Source organism: Corynebacterium amycolatum SK46, from assembly GCF_000173655.1.
GTDB classification, from domain to species: Bacteria; Actinomycetota; Actinomycetes; order Mycobacteriales; family Mycobacteriaceae; genus Corynebacterium; species Corynebacterium amycolatum_A.
Window position 1 is genome coordinate 17,862 of record NZ_ABZU01000020.1, and the last position, 12,333, is coordinate 30,194.

The following is a 12,333-nucleotide window of genomic DNA, read 5'->3' on the forward strand; positions in this document are numbered from 1 at the left end:
ATGACCGAAAACCTACGTAAAAGTTTGCACTCGCGGGCATATGTGGGTCCATCGAGCGAAATGACTTAAGCGTCACAGGAGTATTGATATGAATCCGGAAATGGAGACACGCTCGCTTACATCATCGAGTGTTGGTTTGGTTACCGAGGGAAGCGGTAAGAGGGGCAAGTCATTCAAGCGACGAGTTTGGGCTTCCACAATCGCGGCTTTGCTGGCAGTGGGGTTGAGTGCATGCGATGCAGATTCTTTGAAAAACGCTATGGGGGTCGGAGAAAGCTCTTCAACAGCAACTTCGCAGGAAGAAAGTGCAGGGCAATCTCAGGGTGATGACAGCCAATCTTCGACTAGTGCGCCCAGTTCGGGGATGGAAAAACCCGATGATAGTTCCGATAAATCGGACACCGGTTCAGCGGAATCGGGCACCGATGTTGAGGGGATGGGTGATGGTTCGACCAAGCTGAAGCCTAGTAATCCAGAGAATGAGAAAATCTACCGCAATAGTCAAGGATGGGAGTTCCTCGAAAACTCAGCGCTTATTGCGCCGGGAGCTCGTTTTCTTGTGAAGGGTGCTGATGATTCGACTTCATCTTGTTCCTTTGCGTGGTGGGTGTACAACAAGGATGAACCTCGGCGGCACTACATTACAAGTGCTGGGCACTGCGGGAACAAGGGAGACAACGTATACATAGAGGATGAAAAAGGGAAGTTCTATAAAGTCGGACAATTTGTCTGGAGGTCGTTTGACCTGGAGGCTAAGAACAACCCGACAGATCATGCATTGATCGAGTTGACTGTTGATCCTAAGAATGTTTACGGCACTCCCATGCTCAAGGGGGCGGAGTTAGCTGGCTGGGCAAGTCCTCAATGGCTCGAGCAAGAACAACCTCGCATTTGCCGTCTTGGGTACCGTAGTGGGCTTTCATGTGGCCCCTACAAAGAGACTGTGGGGAGTTACATGTTCGGCTTCGGAAATATTTCGGACCATGGCGATTCTGGCGGGGCAGTTTGGGCTGTGGATCCAGAAAACCCAAACCGGATTTATGCAGTGGGGATGACAAGTTACGGCTTCCCTCATGACGCAATTTCAAATGGTGCTGCAGCTCTATCTCCGTTGATTAAGCAGTTTAATTTGACCATCCTCCAGTGACTCGCGCGCTAGGTTGAGCTGCTCCTCATGGGTTGGACCGGAGTCCGGCAGCTTTCTAGCGGAGGGTGTTTGGTCGCGGAATGACGAAAGGGTCTGGTTCCAATTAGCTATCGGGAACCAGACCCTTGAATCCTTATTCACTTAGAAAACCGTTTCAAAACCTCAATGGTTCGTCCGTGCCGGGTAAAGGCGGGAAAACTGTTCAAGAAATGTCAAAGCGATTTAGCCTCGCTTGCGCAGTGAAATCACCAATGCAGCAATGCCGGTGAGTGCGCCCACGAGACCGAGTCCCAGACCCCAGCCGCTAAGCTTGCTGCTCGAATCCTCGCTGGTAGCAGTTGCGGAATGCTCCACGTTGTCTGAGTGGTTGTCGCCGTGCTCCGTCTCGCTGGTGCCATGGTTGTGGCTGTGGTCGTGACCGTGGCTATGTTCATCGTCTTCCGACTTCTCAATCAGCTCCACGGTTGGAGCCGGGTAATCACTATCGTGGTCCTTTTCAGCCCAGTTCATCGACCCTTTTTCACAGGTCTGCAGTGTCGGCACCTCAACCGTCGACGGTTTTGCGTCATTAGTCACTTTCACGCTGAGTGTCAGCGAATCCTTCAGGTCGGACGGCAGTGGCGTCTTTGCGGTGTAGATGACCTTCTGCACCTTTTCATTTTCACCGGAACCAGTCGACTCCTTCGTGATATCCCAGTTCGCGTTCACGTTCGGCGTAACCTTTTCGAGCTCCTCCGGGACGGTGAACTCTATCTTCGTCGTTGGCGAACCGTCGCAGCCATGGCCGACCCCGAAAGCTAGATCCGTGTAGCCGCCAATCGGGGCAGACGATGGGGTTGCATGCACATGTGCGGATGCAATGGCAGGGAAGGCGACGGTTAGTGCGGCGCTTGCCGACGCTACTGCGAGCCCACGGAAAAAGGGGAAATGGTGCCGTTGTGCATTCTGAGGCACGAAAAACTCCTTGTATACGAAAAATATGGAACGAGTACGTGGCTCGACCTGCCTAAGGCATGTCGGAAATGCATTTTCGGAGTTTCCAAAAGCTGATTGACGCTGGCTCAGAGCAACGACGAAACTAATTAATTACGGTAAATGCGGGTTAGTCGTTGCAGGGGCTGGCATGGATGAGCTGGTAACCGCGAAAGCACTCAAAAATTTAGCTTGTTACCTCTGCTTGGTTTTCAATTCTCTGCTTTAACCTTTTGGCTACCCTAGGGGAGAAAATTTCAAATTTTTGAACCTTTTGGCCTCCTGCGGACTCTAAGTCAGTGAAATGCAAAGCGCCCATGCGGAATGCAAAGCGCCTACTGAGCAGCAGGAGATAAAAATGGCTAAGCGTCTGTCTGGTAATTTCACCGAATCTGAAAATTTCGGTACCTCCTTTGACACGGCTGATCGAAACAGCGGCAATAAATCTCGTAGCAACGGCAATGCTCGCCGAAAGCTGCGCGCTAGTGTGTTGGCTGCTGTAGGCGCTGCGTTGGTGTCGCTGACCGCGTGTGGTGAGGTAGTTGGTTCAGCGCAGGATGTCGCTAGCGCGGTTGACCACTCAACCCACTCAACGGGGGCTGCTGAAATGGGCGAGAGTGGCATCGCAACGCAGACGCCGTCGTCAAACGTGGCCGACGCATTGGATGCCTCAGCTATCGGCGGCAATCGTGATGCTCAGCGCAGTGTCGCGTCCAACCCTCTCAATCAGAATGACAACTCTCAGCGCCAGATTATGCACAGCAGTGAAGGCTGGGAGTTCCTGGAAAATGTGGGCAGCATCATGCCCGGCGGAAAGTACTCCGTTCTTCATGGAGATGGCACTACCTCGGAGTGTTCCTTTGGCTGGTGGGTGTTCAACGAAGCTGAACCAAATCGGCACTATATGGCCACTGCAGGGCACTGCGGTGACGAAGGGGATTTGGTATACATCGAAGATTCCGAGGGCGAGACTTACCAGGTCGGAGAATTTGTCTGGAGTCAGTTTGACAATGTTGTAGCAGGTGTTGATCACGCGTTAATCGAACTGACCGTTAACCCCGAATTTGTCACCGGTACTCCGCCGATTGAAGGGGTGCAAGTGGTTGGATCGGCTGACCCCGACTGGCTTACTGCGACGCAGCCGATGATTTGTCGACTTGGTTACCGCACCGGTATTTCCTGCGGTCAATTCCGTTCGGTGGAAAGTGGTGTGGCCTTTTCCTATGACGGCATCGTTGATCATGGTGATTCCGGTGGTGCAATCTGGGCCGTGGATCCATCGGATTCAACCAAGATTTATGCGGTGGGGATTACCGCGTACATGTTTACGGAAGATGCCACGAACTCGGGAGCGACTGCGTTGCAGCCGCTGTTGGCTCAGTTTGGTCTCACGGTGGTGGGCTAAAGGAGAGCCTGAAAACGGGAAGAGCTACCTATGTGTGGCGGGGAAGAGTGGCAAAAGGGTGCCGTCGTTAAGCAAATTGAAAAATCTTTTATTGCGTTGACCTGCGTTGATGGTAAATCTTCTAGAAAAGTTGAGTCGGGTGGGAATAACTTTGCTGTACAGTCCGTTGCACAGCATGACAAACATTGAGTCAGACACACTCAAGTTTGCTTGACAGATTTTCTACGGCAATGCAGACTTGAGCGCGTAAGACTTAAGGGCAATTCTTTTACTCTTCTAGAAAGGTGTTCATCATGGGACGCGCTGTTGGTATTGACTTGGGTACGACGAACTCCTGTGTCTCCGTCCTCGAGGGCGGCGAGGCTCAGGTGATTGCGAACGCTGAGGGTTCGCGCACCACTCCGTCGGTGGTTGCATTTGCAAAGAATGGTGAGGTCCTGGTTGGCCAGTCCGCTAAGAACCAGGCTGTCACTAACGTTGATCGCACCATTCGTTCGGTCAAGCGCCACATGGGTACTGACTGGAGCATCGAGATCGATGACAAGAAGTACACTCCGCAGGAGATTTCCGCTCGTACGCTGATGAAGCTGAAGCGCGACGCTGAGTCTTACCTGGGTGATGACGTCACTGATGCGGTTATTACTGTTCCGGCTTACTTCAACGACGCTGAGCGTCAGGCAACCAAGGAAGCAGGTCAGATTGCTGGCCTGAACGTCCTGCGCATTGTTAACGAGCCGACCGCTGCTGCGCTCGCTTACGGTCTGGAGAAGTCCGACAAGGAGCAGACCATTCTGGTCTTCGACCTCGGTGGCGGTACCTTCGACGTCTCCCTGCTGGAGATTGGCGACGGTGTCGTTGAGGTTCGCGCAACTGCTGGTGACAACAAGCTCGGTGGCGATGACTGGGATCAGCGCATCGTTGATTGGCTGGTCGAGAAGTTCCAGTCCAGCCACGGCATTGACCTGACTAAGGACAAGATGGCTCTGCAGCGTCTGCGTGAGGCGGCTGAGAAGGCCAAGATTGAGCTGTCCTCCTCACAGCAGGCATCTATCAACCTGCCGTACATCACCGTCGACTCTGACAAGAACCCGCTGTTCCTGGATGAGACCCTGTCTCGTACTGAGTTCCAGCGCATCACCTCCGATCTGCTCGACCGCACTCGTAAGCCTTTCCAGCAGGTTATTTCTGACGCTGATGTCGCGGTCTCTGATATTGACCACGTCGTGCTGGTCGGTGGTTCCACTCGTATGCCGGCAGTCTCTGAGCTGGTTAAGGAATTGACCGGTGGCCGTGAGCCGAACAAGGGCGTCAACCCGGATGAGGTTGTCGCAGTTGGTGCTGCTCTGCAGGCCGGCGTTCTGCGCGGCGAGGTCAAGGACGTGCTGCTGCTCGACGTCACCCCGCTGTCGCTGGGTATTGAGACCAAGGGCGGTGTCATGACCAAGCTGATCGAGCGCAACACCACTATCCCGACCAAGCGTTCGGAGACCTTCACTACCGCTGAAGACAACCAGCCGAGCGTTCAGATTCAGGTTTTCCAGGGTGAGCGCGAGATGGCTGCTGCCAACAAGCTGCTGGGCTCTTTCGAGCTGGGCGGTATCGCTCCAGCACCGCGTGGTGTCCCACAGATTGAGGTCACCTTCGACATCGACGCCAACGGTATTGTCCACGTCACCGCTAAGGACAAGGGCACTGGTAAGGAAAACACGATCACCATCCAGGACGGCTCCGGCCTCTCCAAGGAGGAGATCGACCAGATGATCAAGGACGCTGAGAAGCACGCTGACGAGGACAAGAAGCGCCGCGAGGAGCAGGAAGTCCGCAACTCGGCTGAGTCCATGGCTTACCAGACCCGCAAGTTCGCGTCTGAGAATGAGGACAAGGTTTCCCAGGACATCCGCGACCGCGTTGAAGAGGCTGCCAAGGAAGTCGACGAGGCTCTGAAGGGCTCCGACATCGAGGCCATCAAGTCCGCCGTCGAGAAGCTGTCGACCGAGAGCCAGGAGATGGGCAAGGCTATCTACGAGGCTCAGGCAGCTGAGGGTGCAACCGCAGCCGAGGGTGCTGAGGCCGCTGACGCTGACGACAACGTCGTTGACGCTGAGGTCGTCGACGAGGACGAGAAGGACAAGTAAGAATGACTGACCAGGATCAGGGAAACCAGCCCACCCCGGAGGAGCCGGCCAACCTGGCCGATCAGGTCAACGAGGTCTTCGAGCAAGCCAAGCTTGACGACGACGTGGAGCCGGCGACCGAAAATGCCGCCGGCGACACCGCCGCGGAGGAAGCTGCAGACCCAGTTGCAGCCATCCAGCGTGAGTTGGATGAGCGCACGGAGGACCTGCAGCGCCTGTCGGCGGAGTTCGCAAACTACCGTCGTCGAGTTGACCGAGACCGTGAGGCCGAGCGCGTACAGGCAAAGGCAAAGCTAGCTGGAGAACTGCTGGTTTTGGCCGATGACCTCGACAGGGCTGAAGAGCACGGTGACTTGGCAGACGGCACCCCGCTGAAGGCTTTCGCGGATAAATTCCGCGGCGTGCTGACCGCACAGGGTGTTGAGGGATTTGGTGTCGCAGGAGAGGAGTTCAACCCGGACATCCACGAGGCTGTCCAGGATCTCTCCGAAGGGGATGACAAGGTTCTAGCCAATGTGCTGCGCAAGGGCTACCGAATTAATGACCGTGTCATTCGTACGGCGATGGTAATCATCGGCGATCCGCAGTAGCGGAGACACAAGTGACGCAGATTTCTTTGAATTAGTTGTTCTGAAAGGAGGAGATGCACCATGACTCAACGGGAATGGGCAGATAAGGACTATTACGCTGACTTGGGCGTCTCTAAGTCTGCGTCACTCGACGAGATTAAAAAGGCCTACCGCAAGTTAGCCCGGGAGAACCACCCGGATAAGAACCCGGGCAACAAGGCCGCTGAAGATAAGTTCAAGCGAATCTCCGAGGCATACTCGGTAGTCGGTGACGAGGACAAGCGCCGCGAATACGATGAGCTGCGTGCAGCTCTCGCAGGTGGTTTCCGATTCCCCGGTGCCGCAGGTGCCGGCGGAGCCGGTGCTGCCGGTGCACGTGGATTCGACTTCGACGTGTCGGATCTCTTCGGCGGAGGTGCCGGATTCGGTGGCAATGCTGGTGGTGCAGGTGGCCTAGGTGATTTCCTGGGCGGCTTCGTAAACCGCAATGGTGGCGCTGGTGCTGCCGGGCGGCAGAAGGCCCGCCGTGGTGCGGATGTGGAGACAGAAATTACGCTCGATTTCCGCGAAGCCGCCCAAGGTGTCACCATCCCCCTGCAGCTCACCAACCCGTCGCCATGCACGAACTGCAATGGTTCGGGTGCAGCGCCGGGAACCTCGCCGGTGACGTGTACCACCTGTCATGGTTCAGGATATGTCAAGGAGCAAAAGGGGGCCTTCGGCTTCTCCAGTCCGTGTGCGGACTGTGGTGGCCAGGGCACTCGCATCGAGAACCCTTGCTCGCAGTGTAATGGCACCGGCGTGACCACCCGCCGTCGTACCATCACCGTTCGCGTCCCCGCAGGTGTGGTGGACGGCCAGAAGGTCCGTCTTGCGGGCCAAGGTGAAGCTGGACTGCGGGGGCGTCCGGCCGGTGACCTCTTTGTCACCGTCCATGTTCGCCCGGATGAAGTCTTCACCCGCAGCGGCAACGACCTTGAGGTCACGGTGCCCGTGAGCTTCGGCGAGCTCGCACTCGGAGGCACCATCACTGTGCCGACGTTGGGCGACAAGATTCGCGTGCGTGTCCCGGCTGGCACAGCCGATGGCCGAACACTGCGTGTGCGCGGTCGAGGGATCCCGAAGCGCAATGGCACTCCGGGTGACCTGCTGGTAACCGTGCGTGTGAAGGTGCCGACCAATTTGGATGACAATGCCACTTCGGCATTGCGCTCCTACGTCGAAGCGGAGCGTGCCAGTGGGTTCAATCCTCGTGAGGGTTGGGCAGGTGCGAAATAATGTCCGACAACACTGAGGTCTATGTCATATCCGTAGCCGCGAATCTCGCCGGCATGCATGCGCAGACGCTGCGCAATTATGACCGACTCGGGTTGGTAACTCCGCAGCGAACCTCCGGCGGAGGTCGTCGCTACACCAAACGCGATGTGGCGCTGTTGCGTGAGATTCAGCGTCTGAGTCAGGAAGACGGCGTCAATCTGGCCGGTATTAAGGCCATCATCGACCTGACTGAGCGGGTGGATTCGCTTGAGCAGGAAAATGCAGAACTGCGAGAGCGGCTCTATCAAGCAAAGGCACAGGCGCGTCGTTCGCGAGGCGAACTGGTTCACGTCCCACGCTCTACGGCAGTGGTGATGTGGGAACCGCGCACACGACGCAGGCACAAAGTCAACCGCGGTGGGGAAGGGTAATCCCACTCGGCTGATTGAGCGGACTAAGCAGCGTTGGCTGGTTAGTCCGTTTTCTCTTGGCTTGTTATTTTGAGCCGTGGATTCGCAACCGTTGATCTGAGCCGCCGGTCAGCTATCGGTTAGCCACCGGTTGGTCTCGCGGGTGAAAACTTCGTCGTCAAAGTAGTGTTCGATGTGTGGGTTGCCCTGGACGTGCCGATACTTTTGAGGAATATCCTGCACGGGAGTGACCATGAATTCGGCCAAGTCTCGTATGGACAGGCCGCGCTCACTCAGGTTGAGTGTGTACGCGCCGAAATCTTTATCAGCTGGGTTCTTTCCGTGAACCCCCAGTTCGGCAGGAATACGAATGGGGTCCATCGGGGACGTCGCCACCGCTACGCGGTGGCTATTCTCATTTTCGGGTCGGACTGTGCCGTCCGGCTTGAGTAGTTTCATGTCGTTTGCGCGCTCCAGTCCGGGGCCAACACCTGGTGGAGCTATGAGCAGCACCCTATCCGCGTAGAGGCCACTACCGAGGGAGGCCTGCGAGACCACCGTAGCCCCATAGCTATAGCCGACGACAACGTGCCGCTGATTCGAAGACGTGCCGTGGCTAGTAGCGCCACTGGCGATCGCAGTGTCACCGCTATCGACACCACCGGAACGCTCAATCAAACCGGCTTGCAAGTGCTGCAGCCGCTCTGCAGCAAAATTGTGATACTCGGTGCGTATGGCCTCACGAAGGTCGGGTGGCGCGTCATAGGAAAACGACACGACCGCCACATCCTCCGGATCTTCACCGGCGGCGTGGAAGGTCGCGGCTACGCGCTCGAACTGCTTGCTAGCGTCTTCCGCGCTAGAGCTGGTGCCGGGGACGAGAGTAATCACAGTCGATGCTCGCTCAACGTCACCGAACGCGATAGCAGAATGCCCAGGCGAGGACTCCAATAGTTGTCCAGGTGGCAGCCCCAAAGCCCGGGCGCGAGCGGACATGGCGACATCTATCTCTGATAGCGGTCTACTCGAATACGCCCCAGCCAATCTGCTCTCAACTTCCAAGCCCCAACCACCGTCAATCCGCTTGTTGCTAGTTTTGCCAGTACCAATGCCACCCTGCGACGGCTGCAATCTGCCCGAGCCACTAACTCCGCTTGCCACCAGTGGTGAAAGAGCTGAGATTGCGCCCGCCGCCTTCTCATCGAGTCGGTTGAGCTCAGCCAAAGCCGACTGAATCCGAAGCTGCGAGGTTGCACGCCATTCGGCCATGGTGAAGGGCCCGGCAGGAATTTTGGGATGAACGAGGCTGCGCGCAATCGTAGAAAGCATACCCTCCGGCGGAGTCACCGCACCAGAAACCAGGTTCACCTGAAACCCCAGGTTGGTTGCCTGGTTTACCGCGTCGGTAAGTTCGCGGATGACGTCGTCAAGCATGGCGGCGGTGTCGCTGCAGCAGGCGGCAAGACGTTCGAGCGCGACGCTGCTCCGGCGCAGACGCGTGGAGCTGTGAGTGACAGAAACCTCAGCGGCGCTGCGGTTGTCGCCGGCGAAGTCATCCTCTGAAAGCGCGTTGAGTGCGCCCTGGGAACTGTCGGCGGAATCAGCGAGGGCGCGCGCCCCGGAACGCAGCGCCAGGGCAAGGACCTCCAGCGAATCCACACGCCACAGCAGCGCTTCGCCTACCGTGACCATGACGGCTTTTCCAAAGCGGCGGACTGGTCATGCTCGTGCGCGAGAGCGCTGACAGCGAGGGCATCGGCAGCCTGTGCAATAACGTCGATGTTGGTGCACGCAGCAAGCAATGATTCCGACCACTTCCCACACGTAGCGGAGGCAGCGGGGACAATCCGTGAGCCGGGTAGAGCGGAGGTGAGGTCGGCACTTCCCGGGGCAGCTGCCACGATGGTGGAAAGACCATCAATACGAGTGGAAATCTGCTGGTAAGAGCGACTTAAAGCGGATAGTTGAGCTGGGTTGACTGTGATGTGTTCGGCCATGTTTTTGATTCTGCTGGGTGGCGAAAGGCAGCGGAAGTCCATCTTCAGCGAACTGTGGATAACTCTGAGCGGCAGCAACGCAGGGCGCCGCGCTGTGGATAACTTCAGGGCGGTCAATCCGGGGTAGCCGGTAGCATTTAGGCATGCGTATTGCATTGGCTCAGTTGGAATTGTCAGCGTCGGTTGAAGAGAATCTGGACGCGGTGAAGGCGACCATCGCGCGGGCAGCACAGGGCAACGCCGATTTGGTGGTTTTCCCCGAGGCCACGATGAAGGCGTTCAATTCCGGTCGCCTGGATGTCGTGGCGGAGTCCAGCAGCGATAGGTTCGTAGCGGAGGTCTCACAGGCCGCTCACGATGCCGGAATCAGTGTGGTGGTCGGCATGTTCCGCCCGGCAGATCAAGTGGAACGCGACGGTAAGACGATGCACCGCGTCTTCAATTCGCTGCTTCTGGCATGGCGTGATGAGGACGGCCCTGGTGTCGAGTTCTACGACAAACTCCACCTCTTCGACGCTTTCGGGTTTCGCGAATCGGATACTGTCGCGCCGGGCAACGCGCACGTGGTTTGTGATGTCCCGCTTGCCGACGGATCGTCGGTCGCCCTAGGTCTTGCGACATGCTTTGATATCAGGTTCCCGGAGCAATTCATTCAACTGGCCAACCTGGGCGCAGAGGTCATCGCGCTGCCTGCATCGTGGAATGATGGCCCAGGCAAGGTGTTGCAGTGGCAGACGCTGGTGTCGGCACGCGCACTGGACAGCACTTGTGTAATTGCGGCAGTCGATGCGGCCCGGCCTGGTGGGGCGAAGGCCGCGGGGAAGGATGAGGGGCCGACCGGCGCGGGGTACTCCATGCTGGTCAACGCCGATGGCGGGGTTATTGCCTCGGCGGGCTACGGCCCGCAGTTGCTTGTGGCCGATGTTGATATAGCGGAGGTGGAGCGGATTCGCCGCTCGATTCCGGTGCTGGAGATTCGCGATTAGGGCTAGCTGGGAAGCGAGGAAGAGGGCCGAGCCGAGGGACGAAGATTGCGGGATATTAGCCTATATTTCTACCGATTCGGGCGAAGTCCTTTATATTTCTTATCATGCTGCTCCACATCCTCTGGGTCATTGGAATTACGGCCGAAGGCGTCACCGGCGCACTAGCGGCCGGTCGAATGCGCATGGATCTCTTTGGAGTTTCAACAATTGCGTGCATGACTGCTATCGGCGGCGGTACCCTGCGTGATGTCATTCTCGGGCACTATCCGTTGGTGTGGGTTGCAAGCCCGCAATATTTGCTGGTTATTGTCGGTGCAGCACTGATCACGGTGTTGTTGGCTGACTTCCTGATGAAGCACTTCCGGGTCGTGTTCTTGGTCGCTGACGCGATTGGTTTGTCGGCGTTTTCCATCATTGGTGCCCGCGTGGCCATGGAAATGGGGCACGGCGTCATCATCGCTATTGTCGGCGCCGTTCTTACCGGTGCGTTTGGAGGTGTGCTCCGCGACCTGATGTGTGACCGCGTCCCGCTGGTGTTCCAAAAGGAGCTCTATGCCTCCATCGCAGTCGTCGCGGCGACGCTTTACTACGTGCTCGACATGGTTGGTCTGGACGAGAACATCAACATCATCTGTGCTGTGCTGTCCGCACTGTTCATTCGACTAGCGGCGCTTTGGCGTGGCTGGTCGCTGCCGGTATTTGACTACCAGGGGCGCGATTAAAACCCAGTACCCAGAAAAACTCTCAGCAAAATACTCTAATTAGCTCAGCAGAATCGGCAGTTGTTACTGAAAGATTGCCGTTATGGATTTTTCTGGATTCCTCTCCGGTATCGGAGACCCCGAAGCGCTACTCCAGGGGTTTGGCCCTTGGGTGCTTGCGGGACTTGGACTCATCGTTTTTATTGAGTCCGGTGTGCTCTTCCCTTTTCTGCCCGGTGATTCGCTGTTAGTCACTGCTGCCGTCTTACGAACCGAGCTAGATATCCACGCCTGGCAGGTACTGGCAATCGGCCTTGTTGCCGCGGTGGTGGGCGACCAAGTCGGTTACTTCTTAGGTCACTCCTTCGGACGCCAACTGTTCAGGGACAATGCCAGAGTGCTGCGGACAGATCGCCTGGAAGCAGCCGAGAGGTTCTTTGCCAAGTACGGACCGCTGTCGTTGGTGCTGGGGCGCTTCGTTCCCATTGTGCGCACCTACATTCCGCTGGCTGCAGGCACTGCGAATATGACCTACGGAAGGTTCATCGGCTGGAATGTCACCGGTGCGATTGGCTGGGTAGCCAGCATGGTCGCAGTTGGTGTGTTGCTGGGTAACATTCCGGGAATAACCAGTTCCATTGACAAGATTATGCTGCTGGTCATTGCAATCTCCGTGCTACCGGTTGTCATCGGTGGTGTGAATGCGCGTCGTAAAGCAGCTGTTGCGAAGCGCTCGTTGTAGGACAGTGCTGTC

General features: G+C 57.0%; 12 protein-coding genes. 9 read left to right on the plus strand and 3 right to left on the minus strand.

Going from position 1 to position 12,333, the window contains the following annotated elements; all coding sequences use genetic code 11:
- Nucleotides 1-88 precede the first annotated feature (88 nt).
- A complete protein-coding gene (locus tag CORAM0001_RS09895; protein WP_005511749.1) occupies nt 89-1,147 on the plus strand; it encodes a chymotrypsin family serine protease in 1,059 nt (352 codons plus the stop codon).
- A gap of 222 nt (nt 1,148-1,369) precedes the next feature.
- Here the strand turns inward: CORAM0001_RS09895 and CORAM0001_RS09900 are convergent, their stop codons facing one another.
- A complete protein-coding gene (locus CORAM0001_RS09900; RefSeq protein WP_005511750.1) occupies nt 1,370-2,101 on the minus strand; it encodes a YcnI family protein in 732 nt (243 codons plus the stop codon).
- Nucleotides 2,102-2,477: 376 nt separating this feature from the next.
- Between CORAM0001_RS09900 and CORAM0001_RS09905 the strand changes: the two genes are divergently transcribed.
- The 5 genes from CORAM0001_RS09905 to CORAM0001_RS09925 all read left to right on the plus strand — a co-directional run bounded on the left by CORAM0001_RS09905 (nt 2,478) and on the right by CORAM0001_RS09925 (nt 7,916).
- Nucleotides 2,478-3,524: a chymotrypsin family serine protease gene (locus tag CORAM0001_RS09905; protein ID WP_005511773.1), complete on the plus strand. Its 1,047-nt coding sequence runs from the start codon at nt 2,478-2,480 to the stop codon at nt 3,522-3,524.
- Between the two features lie 293 nt (nt 3,525-3,817).
- On the plus strand, nt 3,818-5,659 hold the full coding sequence (gene dnaK / locus CORAM0001_RS09910) for a molecular chaperone DnaK (protein WP_005511760.1): 1,842 nt from the start codon (nt 3,818-3,820) through the stop codon (nt 5,657-5,659).
- Nucleotides 5,660-5,661: 2 nt separating this feature from the next.
- Complete coding sequence (grpE, locus tag CORAM0001_RS09915) at nt 5,662-6,249, plus strand: nucleotide exchange factor GrpE (protein WP_005511779.1); 588 nt, start codon at nt 5,662-5,664, stop codon at nt 6,247-6,249.
- Between the two features lie 60 nt (nt 6,250-6,309).
- Complete coding sequence (gene dnaJ, locus CORAM0001_RS09920) at nt 6,310-7,506, plus strand: molecular chaperone DnaJ (RefSeq protein WP_005511752.1); 1,197 nt, start codon at nt 6,310-6,312, stop codon at nt 7,504-7,506.
- Nucleotides 7,506-7,916 (plus strand): heat shock protein transcriptional repressor HspR, encoded by a 411-nt coding sequence (locus CORAM0001_RS09925; protein ID WP_005511748.1) that lies wholly within the window; start codon nt 7,506-7,508, stop codon nt 7,914-7,916. The genes dnaJ and CORAM0001_RS09925 overlap by 1 nt, the downstream gene beginning before the upstream one ends.
- A gap of 108 nt (nt 7,917-8,024) precedes the next feature.
- On the opposite strand, the gene CORAM0001_RS09930 is transcribed toward CORAM0001_RS09925, so the two are convergent.
- Entirely contained in the window at nt 8,025-9,587 is a 1,563-nt protein-coding gene (locus CORAM0001_RS09930) for an alpha/beta hydrolase (protein WP_005511784.1), read from the minus strand.
- Nucleotides 9,575-9,892 carry a hypothetical protein gene (locus CORAM0001_RS09935; RefSeq protein ID WP_005511743.1) on the minus strand — a complete coding sequence of 106 codons (318 nt, stop codon included), beginning with the start codon at nt 9,890-9,892 and terminating at the stop codon, nt 9,575-9,577. Before CORAM0001_RS09935 ends, CORAM0001_RS09930 begins: the two co-directional genes overlap by 13 nt.
- 143 nt (nt 9,893-10,035) lie before the next feature.
- Between CORAM0001_RS09935 and CORAM0001_RS09940 the strand changes: the two genes are divergently transcribed.
- The 3 genes from CORAM0001_RS09940 to CORAM0001_RS09950 all read left to right on the plus strand — a co-directional run bounded on the left by CORAM0001_RS09940 (nt 10,036) and on the right by CORAM0001_RS09950 (nt 12,321).
- The gene (locus CORAM0001_RS09940; protein WP_005511783.1) at nt 10,036-10,878 is read left to right on the plus strand and encodes a nitrilase-related carbon-nitrogen hydrolase; all 843 of its coding nucleotides are present in this window, start codon (nt 10,036-10,038) and stop codon (nt 10,876-10,878) included.
- A gap of 104 nt (nt 10,879-10,982) precedes the next feature.
- A complete protein-coding gene (locus tag CORAM0001_RS09945) occupies nt 10,983-11,600 on the plus strand; it encodes a trimeric intracellular cation channel family protein (RefSeq protein ID WP_005511754.1) in 618 nt (205 codons plus the stop codon).
- 82 nt (nt 11,601-11,682) lie between these two features.
- Nucleotides 11,683-12,321 (plus strand): DedA family protein, encoded by a 639-nt coding sequence (locus CORAM0001_RS09950; protein WP_040361901.1) that lies wholly within the window; start codon nt 11,683-11,685, stop codon nt 12,319-12,321.
- Nucleotides 12,322-12,333 lie beyond the last annotated feature (12 nt).